Source organism: Rothia sp. HMSC065D02, assembly GCF_001815285.1.
Classification (GTDB): Bacteria; Actinomycetota; Actinomycetes; order Actinomycetales; family Micrococcaceae; genus Rothia; species Rothia dentocariosa.
This window is the reverse complement of the sequence record NZ_KV820074.1, coordinates 89950-115369: the sequence shown is the minus strand read 5'-3', so window position 1 is coordinate 115369 and position 25420 is coordinate 89950. Positions and strand designations below refer to the sequence as shown.

19 protein-coding genes and 1 tRNA gene are annotated in these 25420 nt (G+C 56.4%); 14 read left to right on the top strand and 6 right to left on the bottom strand.

Annotated features, from left to right (window positions below):
• Window position 1 precedes the first annotated feature (1 nt).
• Window positions 2-973 carry a glycosyltransferase family 2 protein gene (locus HMPREF3016_RS01750; protein ID WP_048754411.1) on the bottom strand — a complete coding sequence of 324 codons (972 nt, stop codon included), beginning with the start codon at window positions 971-973 and terminating at the stop codon, window positions 2-4.
• A complete protein-coding gene (locus tag HMPREF3016_RS01745; protein ID WP_048754410.1) occupies window positions 970-1500 on the bottom strand; it encodes an acyltransferase in 531 nt (176 codons plus the stop codon). Before HMPREF3016_RS01745 ends, HMPREF3016_RS01750 begins: the two co-directional genes overlap by 4 nt.
• A gap of 397 nt (window positions 1501-1897) precedes the next feature.
• On the opposite strand from HMPREF3016_RS01745, the gene HMPREF3016_RS01735 reads away from it, so the two are divergent.
• Window positions 1898-2926, top strand: a complete 1029-nt coding sequence (locus tag HMPREF3016_RS01735; RefSeq protein WP_048754408.1) for a glycosyltransferase family protein — start codon at window positions 1898-1900, stop codon at window positions 2924-2926.
• A gap of 75 nt (window positions 2927-3001) precedes the next feature.
• On the opposite strand, the gene HMPREF3016_RS01730 is transcribed toward HMPREF3016_RS01735, so the two are convergent.
• On the bottom strand, window positions 3002-4870 hold the full coding sequence (locus HMPREF3016_RS01730; protein ID WP_070739688.1) for an ABC-F family ATP-binding cassette domain-containing protein: 1869 nt from the start codon (window positions 4868-4870) through the stop codon (window positions 3002-3004).
• 238 nt (window positions 4871-5108) lie between these two features.
• Between HMPREF3016_RS01730 and HMPREF3016_RS01725 the strand changes: the two genes are divergently transcribed.
• The 3 genes from HMPREF3016_RS01725 to HMPREF3016_RS01715 all read left to right on the top strand — a co-directional run bounded on the left by HMPREF3016_RS01725 (window position 5109) and on the right by HMPREF3016_RS01715 (window position 7706).
• Window positions 5109-5179 (top strand) — tRNA-Gln (locus tag HMPREF3016_RS01725).
• Between the two features lie 58 nt (window positions 5180-5237).
• Window positions 5238-6680: a bifunctional UDP-N-acetylglucosamine diphosphorylase/glucosamine-1-phosphate N-acetyltransferase GlmU gene (glmU, locus tag HMPREF3016_RS01720; RefSeq protein ID WP_048754406.1), complete on the top strand. Its 1443-nt coding sequence runs from the start codon at window positions 5238-5240 to the stop codon at window positions 6678-6680.
• A gap of 39 nt (window positions 6681-6719) precedes the next feature.
• On the top strand, window positions 6720-7706 hold the full coding sequence (locus HMPREF3016_RS01715) for a ribose-phosphate diphosphokinase (protein ID WP_048754405.1): 987 nt from the start codon (window positions 6720-6722) through the stop codon (window positions 7704-7706).
• A 154-nt stretch (window positions 7707-7860) separates the two neighbouring features.
• Here the strand turns inward: HMPREF3016_RS01715 and HMPREF3016_RS01710 are convergent, their stop codons facing one another.
• Entirely contained in the window at window positions 7861-10596 is a 2736-nt protein-coding gene (locus tag HMPREF3016_RS01710; protein ID WP_053089329.1) for an arsenate reductase/protein-tyrosine-phosphatase family protein, read from the bottom strand.
• Between the two features lie 344 nt (window positions 10597-10940).
• Here HMPREF3016_RS01710 and HMPREF3016_RS11100 point away from each other — a divergent pair, with 344 nt between their 5' ends.
• Both HMPREF3016_RS11100 and HMPREF3016_RS01700 read left to right on the top strand, forming a co-directional pair.
• Window positions 10941-11444, top strand: a complete 504-nt coding sequence (locus tag HMPREF3016_RS11100; RefSeq protein ID WP_048754404.1) for a hypothetical protein — start codon at window positions 10941-10943, stop codon at window positions 11442-11444.
• A gap of 7 nt (window positions 11445-11451) precedes the next feature.
• The gene (locus HMPREF3016_RS01700) at window positions 11452-13269 is read left to right on the top strand and encodes an ABC transporter ATP-binding protein (RefSeq protein WP_048751351.1); all 1818 of its coding nucleotides are present in this window, start codon (window positions 11452-11454) and stop codon (window positions 13267-13269) included.
• An 81-nt stretch (window positions 13270-13350) separates the two neighbouring features.
• Here HMPREF3016_RS01700 and HMPREF3016_RS01695 read toward each other — a convergent pair whose 3' ends face one another.
• Window positions 13351-14430 carry a glycosyltransferase family 2 protein gene (locus tag HMPREF3016_RS01695; RefSeq protein ID WP_048754403.1) on the bottom strand — a complete coding sequence of 360 codons (1080 nt, stop codon included), beginning with the start codon at window positions 14428-14430 and terminating at the stop codon, window positions 13351-13353.
• 57 nt (window positions 14431-14487) lie between these two features.
• Window positions 14488-15468 carry an alpha-1,2-fucosyltransferase gene (locus tag HMPREF3016_RS01690; RefSeq protein ID WP_048754402.1) on the bottom strand — a complete coding sequence of 327 codons (981 nt, stop codon included), beginning with the start codon at window positions 15466-15468 and terminating at the stop codon, window positions 14488-14490.
• A 236-nt stretch (window positions 15469-15704) separates the two neighbouring features.
• On the opposite strand from HMPREF3016_RS01690, the gene HMPREF3016_RS01685 reads away from it, so the two are divergent.
• From HMPREF3016_RS01685 to HMPREF3016_RS01650, 8 genes are all read left to right on the top strand, one after another.
• Window positions 15705-16628, top strand: coding sequence for a glycosyltransferase family 2 protein (locus HMPREF3016_RS01685; RefSeq protein ID WP_048754401.1), 924 nt, complete (start codon window positions 15705-15707; stop codon window positions 16626-16628).
• A 76-nt stretch (window positions 16629-16704) separates the two neighbouring features.
• Entirely contained in the window at window positions 16705-17703 is a 999-nt protein-coding gene (locus tag HMPREF3016_RS01680) for a CgeB family protein (protein WP_070739685.1), read from the top strand.
• Window positions 17694-18782: a hypothetical protein gene (locus HMPREF3016_RS01675; protein ID WP_048754399.1), complete on the top strand. Its 1089-nt coding sequence runs from the start codon at window positions 17694-17696 to the stop codon at window positions 18780-18782. Before HMPREF3016_RS01680 ends, HMPREF3016_RS01675 begins: the two co-directional genes overlap by 10 nt.
• Entirely contained in the window at window positions 18782-19522 is a 741-nt protein-coding gene (locus tag HMPREF3016_RS01670) for an acylneuraminate cytidylyltransferase family protein (RefSeq protein ID WP_037231865.1), read from the top strand. The genes HMPREF3016_RS01675 and HMPREF3016_RS01670 overlap by 1 nt, the downstream gene beginning before the upstream one ends.
• Window positions 19523-19593: 71 nt before the next feature.
• Entirely contained in the window at window positions 19594-21837 is a 2244-nt protein-coding gene (locus HMPREF3016_RS01665) for an N-acetylneuraminate synthase family protein (RefSeq protein WP_070739682.1), read from the top strand.
• A 9-nt stretch (window positions 21838-21846) separates the two neighbouring features.
• Window positions 21847-22938, top strand: a complete 1092-nt coding sequence (locus HMPREF3016_RS01660) for an acyltransferase family protein (protein ID WP_070739679.1) — start codon at window positions 21847-21849, stop codon at window positions 22936-22938.
• Complete coding sequence (locus tag HMPREF3016_RS01655; protein WP_070739676.1) at window positions 22935-24068, top strand: glycosyltransferase; 1134 nt, start codon at window positions 22935-22937, stop codon at window positions 24066-24068. The genes HMPREF3016_RS01660 and HMPREF3016_RS01655 overlap by 4 nt, the downstream gene beginning before the upstream one ends.
• Complete coding sequence (locus HMPREF3016_RS01650; RefSeq protein WP_246828415.1) at window positions 24065-25390, top strand: O-antigen ligase family protein; 1326 nt, start codon at window positions 24065-24067, stop codon at window positions 25388-25390. The genes HMPREF3016_RS01655 and HMPREF3016_RS01650 overlap by 4 nt, the downstream gene beginning before the upstream one ends.
• Window positions 25391-25420: the final 30 nt, after the last annotated feature.

Genomic DNA, 25420 nt, shown 5'->3' with positions numbered 1-25420 from the left:
CTTAGGAATAGTCCCTTAATCCTCTAATAGGCGCAGTATCCAGCCGCAGCGGCTTCGGAATACGCTTGAGAATGCGGTACTGAAGAATACCCTCCAGCGCCCCAAGGTTACCGCCCGCCAGATACGCCGCCCGAAAACGGGTTGCAGGGTTTATAAGCTTAGGGGCCTGCCGCAGAACCTCCAGGATAGACGCCTTCGTACTGGGACCGCGCATTCCATGCCGTCGATAGTGTACCCACAGCAGTACCTTGTATTTTTGGTAGGCGCGCTGCTGATGAAAAATGCGTTTAGGTTTATCCCGCAGAATATAGTGCAGAAGCGGCCCGTGCGTGAGCGCCGCCGGAACGCCTGCAAGCTGCACTCGCCAGGCAAAATCGGTCTCTTCGGAACTCTTATACGAAGAATCCATACCCCCGGCCTCAAGATATACGCGGCGAGGAATCGAAAAATTACCCCCGGCAACCGTCGGCAGAAAACCAGCATAGGGGGTGAGCTCATCGTCGTAGAAAATCCTGGTGCGTGTGCTCAGAGTCTTCTGATCATCGCCGGGTTCAAGACCGTAAGCCTGTAGAACTTCGGGAGTATTAACCCGGTCATGAAGCAGAGACCCGCTTGCTATGACAGGGGAATATAGGTTTTGTACGTACAGATGTGAAGCCACCCAGTCAGGTTCTACAAGATCATCGCCATCGCAGAAGATGAGGATATCACCTGCGGCTTGTACCGCCCCCATATTGCGGGCGTGGCTGGCTCCGCCACGCTGGGATGCATCTATTACCCGCAGGGGATAGGGGGCACTGTAGCTTTCGACCACGGTGCTGGTACTGTCGGTACTGCCGTTATCGCAAATGAGCACCTCAAAACTAGGGTTACCGGTTTGGGCTGCGAGTGCATCAAGCTGCTGCGTAATGTAGTTGGCGCCGTTATACACCGGAATGATGACGGATGCCGCTACGGGCTCGGGATGAGTCACGACCGGTCTCCTTTCACTTGCTCGGCTACCGGGTACGAGTTCCCTTCGGTATCAAGGTCACGGATGCGCCGCGCCGGAACGCCCGCATACACGCCATGGGGAGCACAATCGTGCACCACCACGGCACCGGCGGCAATCACGCATCCTTCGCCGATCGTAACCCCGGCGGTAATGACAGCGTTTTGCCCCACCCACGTGCCGTTTTTGATGTGTACGGGACGAGTAATATTTGCTCCCGCGCGCTGAGCGGCAGAACCAAATTCATGGGTGTCGGCAAAAATGGTGACGCGCGGCCCCAGAAAAACATTATTTCCCAGAGTCGTATGCGCGCCCACCAAAGTTTCTTTATTGACAAAACAATTCGTGCCCATTACGACCTTAGGCATAATAGTGGAACTAGGATCGCAATATGTTCCGGCACCAAAAACAATGCCATTTTTGGTGAGTTCACGTCGTTTTTGCGCATTTGTGCGTTCTCGCCGCATAAGATGCAGGCGGTATTTCAAATCTTTGAGTTTCTGAATCATGAGAATTCGTGTGAGTGAGTGTGACCTATGCGGCTCTACCACCGTGGCAAGCCCGTCTGAAGATATTGTAGCCTACCTGCAGGCGGCGGTCAGCGGAGTGTTTTTTGGTAGGGAGCAATGCGAGAGTGTTTTCTTTATACGGGATCAGTTTATGCACATCCACATGAAGAAAACACTCCCGGAATTTATGATGCACTGAGTATTGCCTCCGTGTCTCTCAATAGTCTGTGATATAAAACCCACTCCGTCATGGTGATTACCAAGTATCCCGGACGATACCTAAAAACGTATATACTAAGTGGTATATCGCGCGGTGTGATGACGCACATTTTGCATAGTTCAGGTCAAAATTACGCGCGACCTATTCCCGCTCGAACTCGCACGAAATGAATACCCCATGCCCCACGACGTAGATATTATCGTAGGCGTTCCCGAAGGCGCCGGGTGGGCGCCCATCCATGAGATGGCGCACCTGATGGCATCGTACTTGGACGCGCGCATCGTCACCCCTGACCCGAGCGCATCGCTCAAACCCGCCACCAAAATTTTGGGGCGCCTGCCGCGTATTCCCGGCGGAAGACGTACCGCCCTTGTTATCGCCAGCGACCCCGGACAGCTTTACGCTATCGTGCAGCCACGCCTCGCTGCACGACGCTATGCTGGGGTTTACGGGTGGGTTATCGATAGTTTCTGGGATGACCGCATTCCCGCCATCGCCACCAACGGAACCTATAATACCGTTTTTGTGGCGGACCGCGACGACGTGCACGATTGGCGCAGCGCCGGGGTTAAAAACGTGCGGGTGCTTCCCTGGGGTGCAGACGTGTGGAGTAAATTCGATGAGCATCTGGCGCATCCGAAAACCACCGATATACTTCGTGTGGGGCGCCAACCCTCCGCCTATGACGACGATGAACGCACCGCAGAATTTGCCCGGCAAGTGGGAATAACCTTCGCGGGGCGCCCGCCGTTCGGCGTAACCGATCAAGAATCCATCGAGTCTTTGCAGAGAGCACTCGCGGACGCCAAGTTTGTACTGGCTTTTAGTACTTTGGTGAGCCCCGCATCGTACACGCACCCAAACAAGGAGTACATTACCGGGCGCTGGACGGACGCGCTCGCCCACGGGGCGACCGTGGTGGGGCAGGTGCCTAAAACCGAAAGCACGCGCGAGATACTGTGGGATGGAGCGACCGTCGATATTGACCCGCAGGATGCTCACGCCGGGCTGGATGCGGTGGCGCAACTTGTGAGCGAATGGACACCTGAGCAGAGCCGCAACCAGGTGCGTATGGCGCTGCAAAGACTAGATTGGCGGCACCGTTTCACCGAGCTATTTCAGGCTGCGGGTTTGCGCAGCCCCCGGCTGGATGCGGACCTAAAGGCTATGGCTGTGGAACTTGCGGATGTTTCCCCGAGTTTATAAAAAGAGCCTTGATAGTGAATGCAACGTTGAGGAACCCGTTTTATTCGCATCAAGGCTCTTTTAGTAGGGGAGCGGCTATCCGAGGAGTTCTGAGAGCTCCAGCCAGCGCATCTCAAGCTCGTCGATCTCATCCTGAAGCGCCTGCTGTTTTTGCCCCAGGTCGGCAAGCCCGGCGTAATCGGCGGGGTCGTGCATGCTCATCTGTTCGGAGAGCTTGCTCTGTTCCTCGCCCAATTTTCCGAGGCGACGCTCAATCGCGGCGGATTCCTTCTGCGCCGCGCGTGCCTGCGCCCCCGATACTTTCGGTGTGCTCTTGGGATCAGGGTTCGTTGATGCAGCCTGGCCGCCAGAAACCGAAGAATCATTCTTTTTTGTTGGAGCGGATGCAGCGCCCGTAACACCGGCGGCAGAACCGCCCCGACCCGCTGCAGAAAGTGCCAAATACTCGTCCACCCCACCGGGCAGATGCCGGAAGGAACCGTCAATCACCGCATACTGCTGATCGGTCACACGCTCCATGAGGTAACGGTCGTGAGAAACCACCAGCAGGGTGCCGGGCCAGGTATCAAGCAGATCCTCCATCGCCGCCAGCATATCGGTATCCAGGTCGTTTGAAGGCTCGTCCAGAATCAGCACATTCGGCTCGTCCAAGAGAATGAGCATAAGCTGCAGTCGTCGCTTCTGCCCACCCGATAGATCCTTCACCGGGGTAGAAAGCTGTGCGCTCGTAAAACCTAGCCGTTCTAACATCTGCGAGGGTGACATCTCTTTACCGTCGGCAATATAGCTGCGCTTCTTGCGGCCGATCACATCAGACACGCGGTCGTTCTCAACCTCTTTAAGCTCATCCAGCTGCTGGGTGAGGGTGGCAACCTTGACGGTCTTACCGCGTTTCACGCCCCCCTCAGTCGGTTCCAAAGAGCCGGTGACCAAGGCAAGCAGGGTCGATTTTCCGGCACCATTCACGCCCAAAATACCGGTGCGCTCACCCGGCGCAATCCTCCAAGTTACGCGACGCAGCACCTCACGTTTGCCGTTGGGCAGTGAAGAATCCTCAAAGGTGACCGAGACGTTCTCAAGATCCACCACATCCTTACCCAAACGGGAAACCGCCATCTGCTTGAGTTCCACGGTATTACGTACCGGTGGCACATCGGCAATCAGGGCATTCGCCGCATCAATACGGAACTTCGGTTTCGAGGTGCGCGCTGGGGCGCCGCGACGCAGCCACGCCAACTCTTTGCGCATCAGGTTCTGGCGCTTCGCTTCCGCGGCGGCCGCCTGCCGATCGCGCTCCACACGCTGCAGAACGTAAGCCGCATACCCGCCCTCAAATGGTTCCACGATATTATCGTGAACCTCCCAGGTATCGGTACTGACTTCATCAAGAAACCAGCGGTCGTGAGTGACCACAAGCAAGCCGCCCGCGTTCTTGATCCAGCGGTTTTTCAGATGATGTGCAAGCCAGGTAATTGCCTGCACGTCCAGGTGGTTGGTGGGCTCATCCAGCATGAGCACATCCCATTCCTGTATCAGCAGAGCAGCCAGCGCTACGCGGCGGCGCTGCCCGCCCGAGAGTGAAGAAACCGGCGCATCCCAGGGCAGATCAGGCACTAAACCGGCAATAACATCACGAATACGCGGCTGGGAGGCCCACTCATACTCTGGAGTATCGCCCACCAGGGCGTAACCGACCGTATGGGAATCGTTGAGGACATCGGACTGATCCAGGTACCCGATGCGCGTGCCACCGCGCGCCGTCACGCGCCCGGAGTCCGGCTCAAGATGCCCCGCCAGAATCTTCATGAGTGTGGATTTACCGTCGCCGTTGCGACCCACAATACCGATGCGGTCGCCCTCATTAATGCCGACGGTCACCCCCTCGAAAATAGTGCGGGTAGGGAACTGAAGGTGCAGCGCTTCGCCGCCAAGTAAATGTGCCACATATCCAGGGTAACGCCTGACTCCCACACGCCTGGAAGTCTTCGTATAAATCCGGCGAAAACCACGCCGGTGAGAGATAAATCCCAGGGCATCTGAGGCACCACAGGCACCGTGTTAATGCAAAAATTAGGGCTTCACGATGGCACAGAGCGGCGTGTGTGAGAACGCTGCTATTTTTGCTACACTATGGAGTATCCGTTTCTTTGTCCGTCAAACCGACGGGTGTTCATGCGGATAATCCGCCATGGTGTAATGGCAGCACAGCGGCCTTTGAAGCCGTTTGTCTAGGTTCGAATCCTGGTGGCGGAGCGAATAGTTCGGGGGTAGACTTCCGGCTATATCCCACACCTAACAAGGAGACATCTAGGTGAACGCAGAAAATCGGAAGGCACCTTCGGCTGTTATTGTTTTGGCTGCGGGAGCTGGCACTCGTATGAAATCTGCTACCCCCAAAGTTATGCACGCGATAGGCGGCCGTTCCATGGTGGAACACGCCGTAGCTGCCGCCCGAGACCTAGACCCTCAGCGTCTAGCCGTTGTGGTGCGGCACCAGCGTGATAAGGTAGCCCAGCATATTCTCGACTTTGATGCCCAGGTCACCATCGTTGATCAGGACGACATCCCCGGCACCGGTCGAGCCGTTGAAGTCGGTCTTAATGCCCTCGATAATTCCGATCTCGTTGATGGTACCGTGTTGGTCACCTACGGCGATGTTCCCCTGCTTCGCGCCGAAACCCTGCGCGAGCTAATGGACTTCCACGAAGAGGGACGCAACGCCGTTACCGTGCTCACCACCAATATCGAAGAGCCCGGTGCCTACGGGCGCATCGTGCGCGACCAGGCGGGCGAAGTTACCGCCATTGTGGAGGCCAAAGACGCAACCCCCCAAGAGCTGGCGATTACCGAAATCAACTCGGGTATCTACGCTTTCGACGCCAAGGTTCTGCGTGAAGCCCTATTAGAGGTCACGACCGACAACGCGCAGGGCGAAAAATACATTACCGATGTGCTCGCTATAGCCCGCGATAAGGGGCACCGCACCGCCGCCCTCGCTATTGAGGATCGTTGGGAGGTTGAAGGTGCGAATGACCGCGTACAGCTTGCGCAGCTTGGGCGTAAACTCAACGAACGCATCCTGGAAAAACATATGCGTAATGGTGTAACTATCGTGGACCCGCGCAACACCTGGATCGACGTAACCGTTACCCTTGAAAACGATACAACCCTGCTGCCCGGCGTGCAGCTGCACGGGACAACATCGGTCGCCACCGGTGCAACTATTGGTCCGGACACGACTCTAAACGACATGACCATTGAATCTGGTGCCACCGTCATCCGCAGCCACGGTTTTGGTGCAACCATCGCCGAAAACGCCACCGTAGGCCCCTTCTCATACTTGCGTCCCGGTACCGTTTTAGGTGCAAACTCAAAACTCGGGGCCTTCTGCGAAGCCAAGAACTCACAGATCGGACAGGACGCCAAGGTACCCCACCTCACCTACGTAGGGGATGCCGAAATCGGCGAAGGCGCCAATATTGGTGCGGGATCCATTTTTGCCAACTATAACGGGGTTACTAAGAACCGAACCGTTATCGGCGCGCATACCCGCATGGGCTCGGGCGGCATCTACGTGGCACCTGTCACCGTTGGAGACGGCGCATATTCCGGTGCGGGAGCCCTGATCCGCAAGGATGTTCCGGCGGGTGCGCTCGCTATTTCTGAGACTTCCCAGCGCAATATTGATGACTGGGTTCTAAAAAATCGTGAAGGAACCGAGTCTGCACAGGCTGCTGAGGCCGCGCAGGAGTAGTTTTTACACACCGAGTTCACAAGGAAAGCGAACACAATCATGTCTAGCGAGATTACCAATCCTGGGATGCGTAAAATGGCAGTGGTGTCCGGGCGGGCGCATCCGGAACTAGCCGAAGAAATCGCTGCTGAACTGGGGCATGACCTGCTGCCGACCTCTGCGTATACCTTCGCCAACGGTGAGACCTATGTGCGCTTCGAGGAATCTGTGCGCGGCGCCGATGCTTTCGTGATTCAGTCGCACCCGGCGCCCATCAACGAATGGCTGATGGAACAGATCATTATGATTGATGCGCTCAAGCGTGCCTCCGCCCGCTCGATTACCGTAGTTTCGCCTTTCTACCCTTATGCCCGCCAGGATAAGAAGCATAAGGGACGTGAGCCTATTTCGGCTCGTCTGATTGCCGATCTGTACAAGACCGCTGGCGCGGACCGCCTGATGTGCGTCGATCTGCATACTTCGCAGATTCAGGGTTTCTTTGATGGTCCGCTCGACCATCTCTTTGCTGTCCCAGTTCTGGCGAATTATATTCGCGGGCGCGTTGAGAACCCCGAGAACGTGACCGTCGTTTCCCCGGATACCGGTCGTGTACGCGTGGCTGAGCATTGGGCTGCCCTGCTCGGCGGTGCCCCTTTGGCCTTCGTGCATAAGACACGCGATATTAACGTGCCGAATCACGCCGTCTCGAAAACCGTCGTGGGCGACGTTGAAGGGCGTTCCTGCGTACTGATCGACGATATGATTGATACCGGCGGAACCATTGCTGGTGCGGTTAAGGTTCTGAAGGATAAAGGCGCGAAAGAAGTCATTATCGCGGCAACCCACCCCGTATTTTCCGGTGCAGCCGTCGATATCCTTTCCGGATGCGGTGCCTCCGAAGTGGTTGTCACTAACACGCTGCCCGTGCCTGCCGAGAAGTCTTTCGATAATCTGACGGTTCTATCGATTGCTCCGCTGATAGCACGTGCTATCCGTGAGGTTTTCGACGAAGGATCCGTGACCAACATATTCAACGATCACGCCTAAATCGTATATATCGCATTCACCCCGTGGCCGAGCTTCGACAGTTCGGACACGGGGTTGATGTTATTGGATCGAGAAAATATCCCCGTTTGAGAACGCTAGCGCTCAGACGGGGATATTAACTACTTAGAGGCTATGCACCTCATAATCTGCTGTTTTAGTTCTGCACCTGTGCCTGTGAGAGCCACGGCAGAATCTCGAAGAGCGAGTTTTCAATCTCATCGACCGCGATGCGTGCCGCCTCTTTACCCTGACGGTACGGATCACCAATGTTGTCGCTTGAGCGCGGTGCTTGATTATGGCTGTACAGGTATGAGATCGGTTCTGCCTCGGAACCGATTTCTTGCTTCAGGTTAGCTACCTGCTTGATGAGATGAACCTTGTGGTGGTACTGCGGCCATTCGCGGATAATCCAATCGGCGTGTTCCGCCTCCGCCACCAGGATCAGGGTAGCGCGTTCCACCATGTCTTCGGTGAGCTGCTTGGCGCGGTACCCGGAAATATCGTAGCCGCGCTCGTCAAGCTGTTTACCCACGTGACGGTATACACGCGAGCCCGAAAGTGCCGAAGTTCCGGCGCTGGTGAAAATCCAGTCGTCGGTCAGACCGTATTCTTCGGAGAGCTGGCTTGCAATAATCTCTGCCGCCGCACTGCGCGCTACGTTCCCTGTGCACACGAAGACCGCTTCCATAGGCCCTTGGAGCCTGGGAGCGAGCCTGCGCCTGCGCACCACGCCCGAGCGAACTTCGCCCGGCGCGAGCTTAAACGGAGAGGCATGGGATGCTGCGCGTTTTACGGGACGGACGGAAGCTGTCGGATGCACAGATGCCTGAGCAGGAGCCGAACGGAAACCCGTCGGCTGAGCTGTTGGCTGGATGCTCTGCGTATCCGTATCCTGCGCATCCTGGGCGGAAGTGGAGAGCGTGTTGTTTGCGCCATCACGCACTTTCAAGGTCTGGTGAGCGGGCCGCGAGGGCTCTGTGCGGGTGCTCTCGTTAGACGTGGGACGAGCAGCATTATCACGCTGAGCAAGTTTTCGCGCCAGCTGAGCCTGATTCTGCTCGCGCTGTTCTCGTTCAGACTGAGTCTGCTCGTTCTGCTGCCCGGCATTGGATTTTTCAGCGCGCGTGCGCTGAGCCTGTTCCTCTCGGCGACGGCGAGCCTCTAGACGTTGACGGTGAACTTCCGCACGTTCGCGTTCGCGCCGGGCTGCTTCATCTTCCTGGCGCTGCGTTTCCTCTATCTGAGACTGCTGACTTTCTCCACTGTGAAGATTCAGTTCTTCCTGTGCGCGGCGAATGGCGATTGCCTCTTTACGGGTCTGCGGCTTATACCCGGGCTGCAGAAGCTTCTCCATATCGAAGCCCGCGAACTCGGGCTTGTTCGCAAGTTTCTCGCTGATAGAGGGTTCGCTCTGCTTTTGCCTCGTTGGAATATCCTCCGGGGTCTGCTTGGATGTTGCCGGAATGCTATTCCACGGATTAGCGGCAGCAGACTTTTTCTGGGGTGTGGGAATGCTGTTCCACGGGTTATGGGTTGCTGCTGTAGATGCTGATGCCGTGCTCTGTTGCTGGGGAGTTTCAGGCTTTTTATGAGTCTGAGCATCTTGACGTGCGCGAGCCTGCGCTGCGGCAACAATTTTGGCGGGGGAGTAGCCAGGGTCGGACTGCGCAAGATGCGACTGAACCGGCTTAGACTGCACCGAGGAACGCGAAGCTACTTCAGCGGGCCTTGGCTGTTGGTGGGTCCTTCGCTGCGGTTGATGTGCCTGGGCGCGCTGCTGGGTGTGCTGGCTCTGGTTCTGCTGCGCCGATGAAGGACTCTGCTGGCGCTGCGCCATTTGCTCATTTGCTTGACGCGCAAGGTTGGTGCGCACCGTATTCTTCAAGGCAGCATTCCGAGCTGCAGGGTTCTTGGCAATCGAATTCTTGGGGCGTACCTTTTTTGCGCCGGTTGTTTTTGCGGATGCGGTGCGCGCCTGAGCTGACCTCTGCGGCGCTGTGCCAGACTTGGGGCGCTTGTTCTGCGCCGCAGCTGCGCCGGGTGCTTGTGAACGGGACGAGGTGGAACGCTGGGTTATGGGTATCCGCGCGGTCTTCGGGCGCGGAGAATTTGTACGCGCAGCAGTATTTTCCACGCGAGGAGTCTGCTGCTGAGATTTATGCTGTTTTGCGTAACGCTGCGCCGCAGCCTGTACATCGTTGGTATCCATGAGAACCGTTTGATCCAGCTCTGCGCTGTTCGTCGTCGGCTTGGTGATCTGCTGCTCTGGCTTCTTTTTACGCTTTGAAATCTTGCCGTGGAATTCGCCGATGTTAATCGACCTAGTTTTCCGAACCATCGGGCTTGACTGCGTCTGCGGTGCCGCCTGAGAATTTTTACGGTTGCCGCCCACGGAACGCTGTGCCCCCGTAGCGGAAGAAAGTATGCTTGCGGCACGGCGGCGAGCATCGGCTGCCTGCTGCGCCCGCCTCTCTGCGGCCTGTTTTTCAGCGGCAGCACGTTCTGCAGCACGCCGTTCTTCTGCTTCGGCGACCGCAATATCGCGTGCCGCGCGTATGTTAATGCTAGACGTTACCGGCCCAGTGTGATGCAAACCCTGGGAGCGGGATTCGTCCTCTCGCGCTTTCCTCTTTTGAGCAGCGAGCGAGCGTACTTCTTGTGGAAGATCCTGTGACCTACGGGAGGTGCTGCGTGCGGAACGTTGGGGCAGGTCGTGTCGCGCGCTCAAACGTGCGACCCCGTCCTGAAGGGAAGACCTTGAGGAGCCTCCTGCTCGGCGGCGTCCGGAAGCGGTATCGGCGGAGGGGGACTCACGGTTATCCTGCCCGGCAGGTACACCAGAGTCAGACAGATATTTGTCCCTGAGGGACTGAATATTAAAAATTCCCATGGATACCTTTCAGAGTCTCGGACGCTCCAGAAGCGCATTGCATTGCCTCCAGGGCAGGGCTACTCACCTATTATTTTACCTGTAGAACACAATTTGTCAGTCTTTGGAGGGTTCCTAGCGTGTATCTCGATGTTGTGTTAGGCACGAGCAGAGTACACGACGGTAGTGTTTACGCGAATAAATTTTCGCGAAAAAACTATGTATCATAATACGTCTTATACGCCGCAAAGATTAAGTAGAAATATGCATAGTCTGAAAATAATTCTGATCTGCATGCTAAAATCTACATACGTATTTTACGTGTATTTTTTATCGGCACCAGCCGTTTTACGAAAGCACAATTCATGAAATTCCTCACCGCACTGCGGACTGAACTGGGGCAGCTAAGCTATTCACTCAAAGCTCGTAAAACCCCTCAACAATGGCGAGATCAATACGTCGCAATTCGTGGTATCCGCATTTTTAACACGCCATCTGTACACTATCGAGGTCCCCGTACAGAAGTATGGGGTATTGCGATGGTTAAAGATGAAATAGATATTTTGCCTTATATACAGCGCGCGCAATCGCATCATCAGGTTGGTGAGCCGGTACCGGGGAATTGGATACGCCGCTCTCTCGTGTATTTCGGTGAGGTGAGTTTTGCCTTCTATCTGGTCCATGAAATTGTTATTTTCCGATTCATCAAGACCTCTTTAGGGCGCGATATGGTTCGCATGGATGCACGGGGAATCTTGATGATGCTCATAATCTTGGTGATTTCTATACTTGCAGCGATTATTGCACATCATGCGATCGAACGTCCCGCTCGTATTATGATTCTCAAGGCATCCACGCGCACTCTGTGAGGTTTTTATGAAAAATATTTATCGTAAACTCAGAATCTTCTTTCCCGGACGAAAATTTTATATTTTAATCCTCAATATCCTGGGGCTTTTCGTGGTGTCTCTTTTCGAGATGTTGGGCGTGGCGGCTATTCTACCTATCGTTAACCTGGCGATGGGCGCCCCTATTACCGGGTATTTACGAACTGTCGCGGAACTTTTCGGCAACTCCGACCGCACGCAGCTTATCGTGATTTTTGGCGTCGCGCTGGTGCTCGCCTTTGTCATAAAGGGTGTACTGTCGTTGGTTATTAAGCGCTGGAGTCTGGGGTTTATTGCTACCCAGCAGAGCATTACCTCGGTGAATCTGCTCAACTGCTATATGCGTGAGCCTTATCTGGTTCACCGTAAGCGCGGTGCAGCGGCGGTGCTTAACTCGGTTAATGACATTGTGGGGCAGGCGTACAGCGCTTTCGTAAATGGTGTAATGAGCTTTATCGGGGATTTACTCTCCATCGTGGTGCTCATGGTGATGCTGCTGGTTCTTATGCCGCTTCCCGCGCTTTTCGCTTTTGCCTACTTCGGCGTGGCTGCCTTTGCGCTTCAATACGTTTTGCGAAGGAAAAATAAGGAGCAGGGCGAGATTATCCTGGAAGCTACGCGCGGCTCGATGAATGCAGCGCTTGATGCTGTGGTTGGGTTCCGCGAGATTCGTATGCACGGTGTGACCGAACGGTACCTGCACCGGTACCAGAGCAAGCGCATGGACTCGGTGAATGCGAATATGCGGAACGTTTTCCTTCAAGAACTTCCAAAGTATACCCTTGAAATTATTTTTATTCTCGGAATCGCCGCACTTCTAGCGATCATGAGCATGACTCAGGGTGTCGATAGCGCACCCTATCTGCTCCTTTTCGCCGGTGCCTGCATCCGTATTCTGCCGAACTACACGCGCATTGTGGCGTCCCTAGGTAATATTCGTTCCGGTGAGAAACCCAGCGATGAGCTTGTCCGCGAAATTGGGATGCTTGATGAACAGGGGAAGAAGCTCGACCTTCCGCCTGCTCCCGACTCTGATATTCAGGCAGAGTACGTAAACCGTGAGATTGAGCCCATCACTATTACGGTGGAGAACCTTTCCTTTACCTACCCCGACGGTGATCAGCCGGTGCTGAAGAACATTAACCTGCAGATTCCTATGGGTACGTCAATCGCCTTCGTGGGCGGCTCTGGGTCGGGAAAGACCACCCTGGTTGATTTAATTTTGGGGCTTTTCAGCACCGAGCAGGGGCGTGTGTTGTGCAATGGAGTGCCGATCGAGCAGGATCTGCCCGCGTGGTTTCAGCGCATCGGGTATGTGCCTCAAGACGTCTTCATCGCCGATTCTACGGTGCTGGAGGCGGTTGCTTTCGGGCTTGAACCGCATGAGATTGATGAGGCGCGGGTGCGTGAATGCTTGGCTGTCGCTGAGCTTACCGAGGTTGTGGACTCCCTGGAGAACGGGCTGATGACGATGATCGGGCACAATGCTGTTCGGCTTTCGGGCGGTCAGCGCCAGCGTCTAGGCATTGCCCGTGCACTCTACCGCAACCCCAGCGTGCTCATTATGGACGAGGCTACCAGCGCCCTGGATAACGAGACCGAGCATAAGATTACCCAGGCGATCGAGCGTATCTCGCGGGATATTACAGTGATTATCGTGGCGCATCGCCTCTCGACGGTGCGCAATGTGGATCAGCTGATTTACCTTTCGCAGGGCGAAATCGCCGCGCAGGGAACCTTCACGCAGGTGCAGCAGCAGAACGAAGAGTTCGCCAATCTGGTGCGTTTAGGGCAGCTTCCCGAGTAGTCGGGCGAATCGACCTGAAAACAGTAGGACTGTGCCCGCCTCCCAATCTTGGGGAAGGCGGGCACAGGTCTATTGCTAGTTTTAGGCAGTCTTCGGCCGGGCTTCAAGGAAGGGTTTAAGGCTGTGCGCATCCTGCGGTATATCGCTGCCTAGGGGGTAGAGGCTTCCGCGCGGCTGCCACGCAAGATTTACGGGAATGGGCCTGCCCGCGATAAGATCCAACCAAATATCGGCAAGTTGTTTCTCGCTCAGCTCGCCATTTTTACGCCAGTGATACCCCAAATCTTCCGGCAAATCGGTGAGCTCAAGCGCCTTTGCCCCCTGCATGAGCTTGCGCTGCAGCTGCTGCCGTGAACGCCAAGGCAGATGTAAGATAACCACCCGATCGGTGCCCTGTGCCCCAGGCCGAAGCACCCGATGATTACCCATAGTGACGACCGATGACCGCCAGGATTTAAAGCACACCTTAGGGTCAAAATGCGCGGTTGTATCGAGCACCAGGTCTCCCGAGGCCGTAGGAAACAGGTTGTAGAGCTGCGAGATTTCCACGGTATTTTTGCTGGTGGACAGAACCTCGGCAAGCGTACCTTCAACGCCGAACCAGAACTCGTCCGCATCGAAAGGTACTACCCAGGTGGCACCGGCTCGCTGGGCACGATGGGTCAGATAGGTCATTTTCTCGGACTGATAGTAGGCGGGCTCCCGATCGCGCCCCACGCTCAGCGGCAGTTCACGGCTAAGTCGCTGAAGAAGCTCAAAAGTACCGTCATCTGAACCGTTATCGACCACCAGGATGCGCGCCACCCCCTGGGCATGCAGGTGCCGTAGGGAACGTTCGAGCACATCCGCCTCATTCTTGACCATCGCGACCGCCCACACGCCCTTGGTCGTGGGCAGGGGAGGGAGCTCAAAGGTTTTCTCTAGCTCCCGGTAACGGTTCTTAAAATCCCCCGAGCTCAGCAGGGCACGTGCCTCACGCCGGGTACGCAGATCGCGCTGCGCCAGAAAAAGCCGATGTTTTCCAGTGCGAAGTCCGCGAACCGCCGGGTCTAGAAAACGGGGTTTAAAGCGCGAGTTTTCAAGGCGTCCAGAGAAAAAACTACGGGAGTTAGATACGATTCGCTGCGAAAATTTAAACGGCGCGAGAAATTTGATGTTCATGGGTTATCTTCCGTGCTTGAGTATGAGTGAGTTGTGAAAGAGTGAAGTTATAGGGTTTTACGCGATATCGCCTTCTTCAGGCAGAAGCCAGGTACCCCCATGCGGCGGCTTAACCGCATGCCAACGGGAGAAATGCGGATGCGGCCTTACGGTTCCGGGCACCACGATAGGCTGGCGGGTTTTCGCATCGTACTCGTGGGCATTCGGTACGTACACCTCAACGGGGTGATCTGCCTGCGCCATATAAGCACCCCAGTACCCGAACGTAGTGTTCGTAAGAATAAGCCAGCGCGCCTTCGCAAGAACCGCTAAATCCGCGAACATACCCTCGCCGGTCTTATCGTAGATTACCGGGGCAATATCTTCGAGGAAACTCAGGTTTTCACGGCACCACTGCGGATCATCACTTGTGACCACAAAATTACTGGGACTCATACGTTTAAGCACCTGATCCAGGGCCTCACGTACATAGGCCACAGTATTAATACCATAACGCTGCCGAATTGCGGGAACAGAATAATAATCACCGCGCCGAATACTGAGCACCACCGTATTGCTTCCTACAATATTGCCTACTGTAAGAATGTGCTGCCTAAAATTCTCAGAAGAAAGTAATCGTTCACGGGCAAAAATCTCAAGAGAACCGGGCGCAAAACTATCTTCTACATTGGTATCAAGACCAGAATAACGCCGGTGTAAAAACTTAAAATCTTTTGGATCCATCATGAGTTCCTGCAAAGCAGGAAATTCTGTAAGCCAAGGTTCTAAACCAGCAGTATTGAGCATATATGAAAAATCCCCAGCATCGGCGCGACGGTCAGCATCAACGGCCGCCAACAGATAAAGCCAATTACCGCCGCGAGAAAAAGGAGGCGCAATATACACTTTCTCGCGAGAATGGCGAACTGTATCCAAAACCCGTGCAATACCGGGGCGTAGAAACCCCATCACGCGAAAATAAGCTTCAACATGCGGCGGGCGCATACCCTCAAGTTCTGTTAACCGGGTTTTATCTTCAGACTCAGAACGACGATTCACACATAACTCCCTGGGATTTACACACGCAATACCTTTATTATGAGGCAAAATACGCTGTATAGTCACCTGATATGTCGATACTATATTAGAATTATAAAGTAACACTCACTCACGAGGATATGACGGTAACAACTATGCACAGTATGCCGAGAGTTTCCTCACGAATAAACACATACGTTTACAGACAATGTTTGATGACCGGAACATAGATGTAAACCGCAACAGAAAGCATTTTTGTGACTTCGTCAGCAGAAACTATCTCCGCCATTATTCCCTTTTATGGCGAACCTGCTCCCGTACTGAATTTAATTGCCAGCCTGCGCGCGCAGCGGGGAATAACCCCCGAAAATCTTGAGATTATCGTTTCTGACGACCGCTCACCCGTACCCTTCCCCGACACCGAAGGCGTGAGCATCGTGCGCCGCGAGCGCAACGGCGGATTTGGCAGTGCCGTAAACTCCGGGGTTGCACGCGCACGTGGAGACTGGCTGATAATCCTCAACAGCGACCTTGAACTCGGCGAAAACTTCATCAGCTCAATGCTCACGGCGCTCGCCGTCTATCCGCAGGCACTTGCCAGCCCCCAAGTAATCGGCCACGACGGAAACCACCAGTGGGTAGCCCGCAAATTCCCCACCGTGGGGCATATCGTGTGGGAATGGTTCACACCCCTGGCACGCTTCAAACCCACACGCCTGTGGCATCGCGGGGTAGGGCACGATATAAGTGCCTGCACCGCCTTGAGGCCCCACGGAACAGACTGGGTTATGGGCGCCTGCATGATGGTGCCCCGCACGGTATATGAACGGGTACAAGGCATGGACGAGCGCTTCTACATGAACAGCGAAGAAGTAGACTTCCAGCGCCGCCTTGCCGAGATTGGGGTGCCGCGCATCCTGGTGCCCGAGGTGACGGTCACCCACGAAGGAGGCGCATCCAGCCCCTCAGCCCGGCGCCGCCAATGGCTTACCACCGCACGGTTTATCTACGCCGAAAAATGGGGATTCGAGAAAAACCTGCGCCGCGCCCTAACCCTCACCAGCTACGCCAACTACGGCTTCAACCTGGTGCGATCCCTGCGAAACCACCGAGTGAACCCGCGCGAGATTCTGAACCACGAACTAGAGCTGATCCGGCGGGGAACGCGGCACGAAAACTAGTCGGGTAATCGCGCCGAACCTGGCTTTCCCGCACGAAGGACCACAGGACAGAGAAGAACCACAAAGGATACACGAGATGAGAGCCCCCACGATTCTGCTGGTTTCGCCAGCGTTCCACGGGTATTGGAAGGCTATTGAGGCTTCGCTAAGCGTTGCCGGATACGAGGTTCGCACCCATATTTACGATGCTCCCGGCACAGTTGCCGACCGTATCCGCAATAAACTCGCGCATGAACTGCCCGAAAAATATCGGCCCGCATCCGCCGCGGTCCAGGCGACCGCTCGTGCTATCGCCGCGTTTGAGGAGTATCGCCCCGATATCGTGCTCGTCATCAAAGGGGACCTGCTGGGGGATACCTGGTGGCAAAAACTTGAAGAATCCGGGGTGCGCTACGGAACCTGGCTCTACGACGAGCTGCGTCGCATGTCATACACCCTGGAAGATTTACCGCGCCTCGGAGCGCTCGCAAGCTACAGTCCGCAGGACGCCGAATACCTGCGCTCCCTAGGGTACGCCGTCTTGGATATGCCCAACGCCTACGATTCGCACTGCACGATCGCGCCGGTTACCGAAGACGCCATCAGTTTCGTTGGGGCGAATTACCCCAACCGTGAGCATACGCTGCGTGCCCTACACGAGGCGGGGATACCCGTGCGCGCCTACGGGCGAGACTGGTCGCGCCACCCCTGGGATATAGCCCGAACCCGCAGATTCAAGGGCACTGGAATTCCCGCACACCGCGATATCGACCGATCCGCCGCCTACGGGGTCATGGCATCATCACCGGCGACCCTGAATATCCACCACAACCAAGACGGCTTCACGATGCGCACCTTTGAAGCCCCCGGAGTGGGAGCACTTCACCTGATCGACCGGGCCGATGTGGCGCGCTACTACGAACCCGGGCGCGAAGTACTGGTCTACGAGAGTACCGAAGAACTTATTGACCTGTGCGCCCGCATCTTCCGTGAACCCCGCTGGGCGCATACAATCCGTGAGGCCGGGCAGCGACGCACCCTCGCCGAGCATACCTTCGATGATCGCGTCAAAATTTTGGAGAAACTATGGGCCTAAACTACCCCGTCGATCTCGAAGCCTGGCATGCCTGGCAGCAGCGCCAAAAAACCCTGCGCTGGGTGAAAGGACACGCCCAAAACATGGTGCACGCCCGCAGAGGTGACCAACAGGACATGGTCTCCGGCATACTCTATACGCGTGGGGCAATACCGCGGGTACTGATCGTGCTCGACTCGTTCTCACCCACAAGTCGCAACGCCCTACTGGAACCGCTCAAACACCTCGAAGGGGTGGGGGTCGCGCTCTGGTGCCCGAGCGACGCTTCAGAATATCTCAACGGACAATACGCCAGCACACGCTATAGCCGCAAAGACTGGACCGCAACCCCGATACGCGCCGATGAGCTCGCCGAAAAACTGCCCGGCGTGCGCCTCGTACTGTCTTTAGGGCACTACCTGCCGCGCGGTCACGCGGCCTACCGATTCGCCCGCGAACGCGGCATAGCCTACTGGGTAGTACAGCACGGGCTACTGGTTCCGCACGCCCCGCCGCTGCCCATCGGTTCAACTCTGCTCGCCTTCAGTGACGAGGACGCCCAATTTTGGGCTTCCGGACGTCGCGATGTGCAGACGCATACCGTCGGCTCACAGCTGCTCTACCGCGCTATCCAAAATACGCACGGCGAAACCACCAAATCCCTGGGCAAAATCCTATTTCTGGGGCAGATGCATGGTGCGGAATTACCGCGCGCATCCTTCGCCCGCGCCGCGCACAGCTTTTTGAAACGCCACGACGGCATCTACCGGCCGCATCCGAGCGAAACCGATAAACTCTCCTGCGCCACCCACGCGCTCTGGGAGATAGAAGGCATCGCCATAGATCGCTCTTCCACGCCCCTGAACGAGGTGCCGAACCCGGTAGTCTCAGTCTTTTCAACCGGCGTGCTTGAGGCCGCAATCCGCGGTATTCCGGCATGGGTATACCACCCGAACCCGCCCGCTTGGCTCGAAGAATTCTGGGCACGCTACGGCATGAACCGCTGGGGCGAAGAACCCACGCCAGCGCCCGAACAACCCGCAGTCGAGCCCGCCCACACTATCGCTCAGCTCATCATCGACTACCTGGAGGCATACTAATGCGAGTTCTCTGCGTTATTCCCGTGCGCGGCGGATCCAAAGGCATACCGCGTAAAAACCTGCGCGAGATCGCAGGAAAACCCCTGGTGGCGTGGACTATTTTGCAGGCGCTCGCCGCCCGCGACGAACTGGCGGGGGAGCACGAGGTGCGGGTTGCGGTCTCAACCGAAGACCAAGAACTCGCCGCTATCGCCCGCCACTACGGAGCCGAGGTTCCGTTCATGCGTCCCGCGCATCTTGCCGAAGATACCACAGCCACCGAACCGGTGATCGAGCACGCCATCGACTTCTACACGGGCGAAGGCTGGGCGCCGGATGCGGTCATGCTGCTGCAAGCCACCAGCCCGGTACGCCTGCCCGGCACCTTGGCCCGCGCGGTGCGTCAATTTGCCGAGAACGGCAAAGATTCATTGGTTGGGGTTATCCCGATCGGCCCGTTTATTTGGCGGTGGCACCCGGATGCTGAACCTACCGCAGAGTTCGAGATTATGGCGCGCCCGCGCCGCCAGGAACTCACACGAGAAACCTTCCGGTACCGGGAGAACGGTTCGCTCTATATCACCAAAACTCACGTGTACACCGAGCACCACAACCGTTTGGCGGGGTATCCTGGAGGAACCATTGATCTTTTCACGCTTCATGAGGTCGAGGGCGTCGATATTGATGCCCCTATTGATTTTGCGGTCGCCGAGCATCAGCTCAAGCAGATTCTTGAGGGCCAACCCGGCGTAAGAAGCTAAGCCTCAGCGTCAAAAGATCCAACACTCACTCTCACTAAACACAAGTTTTCTTGAAGAAAGCATCATAAACCGTGATTATCGAACGTAATATCGCGCCCTATGTGGTCTTCGCCGAAGACCCGATTCTGACTGCGCTTCACAAAATTTCTGCCAACGGTCAGCGCATTATCTTTCTCGTCAACGAATCCGGCATCTTGCGCGGTTCGCTTTCGGACGGGGACTTCAGACGCTGGCTGGTCGCCAATCCCACCGCATCCCTAGAGACCAGTGCACTGGCGGCGGCGAATACGAACCCGCAGACCGCCCCCGCCGATAGCGACCCAGAATCTTTGCGCGGCTATTTCGCGCGCGGTATCGAACATATTCCACTTATTGACGAACGCGGCCATCTGGTGGCGTTGGCGATGGACGAGCAGAACGTGCTGCGCATCGGAAAGCACACCATCAGCGAGGATGCGCCCGCCTTCATCATCGCCGAGATCGGTAATAACCACCAGGGGAGCGTGGACTTCGCGAAAGAGCTGGTGGACCTCGCGGTGGAATCCGGTGCGGACGCCGTGAAATTCCAGCTGCGCGATCTGGATGCGCTCTACCGCCAGCGCGGCGGCGCCACTGCGGGCGAAGACTTGGGTGTGCAGTACACCTTGGATCTGCTCTCACGGTTCTCGCTGAGTGTTGAGCAGATGTACGAGGTATTCGACCACGTTAAGGAGCATGGTCTGGATATTTTGTGCACCCCCTGGGATGCTCCATCCGTGCAGGCGCTCGTCGATTACGGTATTGCGGGCATGAAGATTGCCTCTGCAGACCTGACGAACCACGAACTGCTGCGTGATGTTGCATCGCGCGGGCTGCCCATGCTGGTATCCACCGGTATGAGTCGCGAAGAAGAAATCCTGGACTCGGTGAACCTGCTGCGTAAAGCGGGCGCATCCTACGCCCTGCTGCAATGCCAATCCACCTACCCGGCACCCTTCAAAGACGTGAACCTGGCGTATATGGACCGCCTCGCCGAGATCGGCCAATGCCTGGTTGGCTATTCCGGGCATGAACGCGGCTACCATGTGCCCGTGGCTGCTGTTGCGCGCGGTGCGAAGATTATCGAGAAGCATTTCACGACCGATAAAACCCTGGAAGGCAACGATCACACTGTATCGCTGCTGCCCGAAGAGTTCGCGGCGATGGTGCGGCAGATTCGTGACATTGAGGAATCCATCGGCACGGCCGCGCCCCGTGAAGTTTCCACCGGTGAGCTGATGAACCGCGTGAACCTGGCCAAATCACTGGTTGCGACCCGCAGCATAGCCAAAGGTGAGGTAATCACCGAGGCGGATGTGGCCGTCAAGTCACCCGGCCGCGGCCTGCAGCCGAACTACCTGCCGCAGCTGCTCGGGCGTACCATCCAACGCGACGTTGAAGAAGGATCGTTCTTTTTTGAGGGCGATCTGAAGGACGACCTCGTAACCCGCCGCGACTTCACCTTCGAACGCCCCTGGGGCCTGCCGGTGCGCTACCACGACTACAAACCTCTGATTGAAGAGGCAACACCGGATTTCCTCGAATTCCACTTCTCTTACAAAGACCTTGACATCAATATTGACGAGGTCTTTGAGAAGAAACTGCCTATGAGCTTCACGACCCACCTGCCCGACCTCTTCGCCGGGGACTTCCTGGTCGATCTGGCCTCCCGCGACCCCGAAGTCTGGGAACGCTCCATCGCCGAGGTGCAGCGCACCATCGACATTACCCGCGATTTGACCCGCTACTTCACGGTGGATGAAGACCCCGTTATGGTCGTCACGATGGGCGGCTTCACCAAAGATAAGCACATCCCGGCGAGCGCCCGAGCCGCAAAATACGAGCGCATCGGCGAAGCCCTGGGACGGCTAGATACCGCCGGGGTGCGCCTAGCAGCACAGACTCTGCCGCCCTACCCCTGGCTGATGGGCGGGCAGCAGTACCACAACCTCTTCCTTGACCCGCAGGACACCGCCGAATTCGCGCGCGCCTACGACAGCGCTCTCTGCCTGGACATTTCACACACCATGCTTGCATGCAACTTCCTCAAAATTCCTCTGTCGGAGGCGGTAGCACAGCTGGCACCGCACTCCATCCACCTGCACTTGGTCGACGGTATCGGCGTAGACGGCGAAGGTGTGCAGGTGGGCGAAGGCGATGTCGATTGGGCTGCACTGGGCAAGCAGCTGCGCGAGCTGGCGCCGAAAGCATCGTTTATCCCCGAAATCTGGCAGGGGCATATCAACAACGGCGAAGGCTTCTTCACCGCCCTAGACCGCCTCGAAAAGTGGCTGTAGGTCGGTTTCGTGACACCACCAAGAACCGTTCAGCACACCCGAAAACCCGGCGAAGTACTCGACAACAGCTTTATCACCCCCGGACGATTTAGCGAACTCGACGGGCTGCGCGGAATAGCAGCACTGGTCGTTGTGGCCTACCATTTCGGGTACCCCGCCGTGCAGAACTACCCACGCATCGCCCCCGAACCGTACTCTATTCCGCTCGGAGAACTAGGGGTGCAGCTTTTCTTCATCATCTCGGGGTACGTGATTTTGCTGAGCGCCATCAAAAGCGGTTCCGCCCTAAAATTCGGTATTTCGCGTTTCGCCCGCCTGTACCCAACCTACTGGCTGGCGCTCGCAGTTGCCGCGGCTGTGTATTTTCTCTACGGTAATCCCGACCGGAATATTACGGTGGCGCAGACTCTGGTTAATGCGACGATGATGCAGCGTTTTATGCTGGTCGATAATGTCGATCAAGTGTATTGGACGCTCGCCATCGAGTTACAGTTCTATCTGCTCATGGGGCTCTACCTGGCTGTGCGGCGCGGAAAAATATATCGCCGCGAGATCACGATCGGTATTTTTTGCTGGACAACCTTAGGGCTGCTCATCTGCTGCATATTCCACCCGGAGGCGTCCCTGACGGGTGCCCCCAAAATGCTGGTGTGGGGCGTAGTTGCCGAGCATGCGGCTCTGTTTAGTCTGGGCATGGTGTTCTTTATGTACAGCCACGACCGCAGGTTTACCTGGCTGATGCCGTATTGCGTTGCGGCGGCCTCTATCAATGCCTTCCTAATGCACGATAGCGCCCACGGGGTGGGAGTCGCCATCATATGTGCGGTGTTTTTTGCCGTTATCTATGTGCGCCACGTGCCGTTTTTGGCGCGCGGGCCCTTGCACGCGCTTGGCACAATATCGTACCCCCTGTATCTGGGGCACGCGATGCTTGGCTATATGCTGATCGATATGTTCTATCCCTGGGCGGGGGCGTGGGGCGCGCGTATATTGGCTCTCACGCTGGTTCTACTTTGGGCGTGGTGCGTGCATAGTACGGTTGAGACACGAGTTTCTGCCGCCCTGCGTAACGTTCTGACACGAAAGCTGGTGGGGGCATGAGTACAGCCAAGACTTTGACCGTGCTCTGGGTTGTTCCGGTTCCCGACTTCGGGGGAGTGGCGCGACATGTTCTTGACGTTGCCCAAACCGGTATTCCCGGGTATCGCCTGGTTGTCTGCGCGCCCGAGGGAAAACTCACCGAGCGCCTTCGCGAGCTTAATATTCCCGTTCACACCGTACCCTTCGGACCGAGCCGCGGTTTTAGAACCTCGTTCGCCTCGCTCGCACACGTGATTGAACGAGAGAAGCCCACTATCGTGCACAGTCACCTTGCCTATGCGGATGTTATCGCCGCCGCCGTCATCAACTCCCTCAAGATGCGGCGGCTTGCCAACCGCTCACTGACCGTTCCCACGCTCATCACTACCGAGCACGGAATCGCGGGGGATGATGCCGTCTACCACGGCACCTCCTGGCGTTCTAAACTCATGGAACAGGTGCACCGGGTGCGTCTGTGGGGCACCAATGCGGCTATTGCCGTCTCGCGCTCTACCGCCGAGCAGATGCGCCGTAAATGGGGCGCTCGCAGGGTGAGCATCATCTATAACGGGGTGGATGCGCCCCGGCTGCGCGCCGCCGTACACAAGCATCGCGTGCCGACCGAACCGGATGCGCCGCGCATCCTCTCGCTTTCACGGCTTTCGCCCGAAAAAGGTATTGACGTGCTGATAGAAGCATTCGCTCAGCTGCGCACCGTGTACCCCAAGGCGCACCTTGAAATCGCGGGGGAAGGTGACCTTGCCGATACCCTAGCGCAGCAGGTGCGGGAGCTGCATATCAGCGATGCCGTAACCTTCAGTGGGTTCGTCGATCCCCTAGAAGCGATGGGCCGCAGCGATATGGTGGTTCAGCTATCCATCTGGGAGAACTGTTCTTATACACTCTTGGACGCTAAAGCCGCCGGATTAAAAACCGTGGCAACCAACGTGGGCGGAAACCCCGAAATTCTTGCCCCCAACGAGCTTGTTAACCGCCGCCAGAACGCATTCTGTGATAGCGTTTTAGAAGCTCTTATGCGGAACTGTGAAGCCTCGGCCCCTTCAGCATGGACGTGGGTAACCAACGCCGAGATGACGGCGCAGATCGCAGAACTCTACACTCAAACACAAAAGCATCAAGGACTAGCATGAGCACTCACCTAGGAACATCGCTATCGCCTAGCTCGCAGCACCGGAACGATAGCGCAAACCTCTCCGCGCGCGTTAGTCACGGGCTCAAAAAGAGCGGTGACTACGTGCGGGACAACAGCAATCAGCTGCGCATACCCGAATTCGTAATTTTCGGTGCCATGGTGTTCGCTACCGTGCTGCCGGTCATTAACCAGCCCCTCAGCCAGATTGCCGTGGTTATCGGCGCACTCTACGGGCTTACTAAGCCTGCACAGTACGAACTTGGCAGGTTTAAATCTCTGAAAACTATTATGTGGTTGGGCTTGGTCTACATGATGTTCGTATCGCTTTTGCATACCGCCAGTGCTGATGCTTTCGACTGGCGACAACGCTTAGTTCGCATGATCTTCACCACCATTCTGATGTGGAATCTTGCCGAGGGGCGGCTGCATTTTAGGTCCGCCATCGCAGGATATCTCACGGCGCTTCTGATCAACGTTCCCGCCTTCTATCTGGGAATCACCGAGCGCTCGGATGGCAACGTTTTGGTGGGTTTCCTCCACGATAAAAACTATGCGGGCCTGGCATACGCTATCTTCGGTGTACTCGCTTTCGCCATTATGCGCACTATGCCCGAGCGTATTTTCGCCTTCGTGCTGGGAACTTCGGTGGTGTGGCTGACGAACTCGCGTACCTCCATCACGGCATACCTGGTAGGCGTGCTGTGGGTACTGCTCGCTTCCCGATTCAACTTTATGGTGAGGATGTTCCTGTTGGGCGGGGTCTGGGCGCTTGTGCAGACGCTCGCCACAGACTATGCCCAGGTAGGGCAGTTTGCCTCGCGCGTGGGCTCCGATATGCTCCGTGAACGTATTGATGCGGTGGCACAGGAAAAAGCCGAAACTGCGGGGTTCTTTGGAAGCGGACTCGGAGAAGCCTACGCGCCCCTGCAGGATAGGAACTGGGTGTATCACAACTCCTATCTAGTGCTTCGTACCGAGGGCGGCTGGGTCTGGACAGTCTTCGTTATCGCTATCACGATTATTGTGGGGATGCGCATCTTCGTCTCAAAAACCTCCTGGACCGTCGAAGAAAGAGTGGGACAGGGCGCAGCGATCGCCCTGCTTATCTGCGGTTTGAGCCTGGGCGAGGTTTTCTACACCTTTACCTGGGCAATTGTCATGGCCTATGCGGTTCGCGCGGGTGCCATCTCCCGGAACAGAGAACTTGGCATGCCGGGGTATGAGGCGGAAAACTTCGTGGGGGTAGACCGGCGTATCGAACCGCCAAAATCACCCGAAAAAATCACCGCCTATATCGCGAACCGGATCAAAAACTCCTAGAACCATCGCCAAATATTTGACTATTCACTT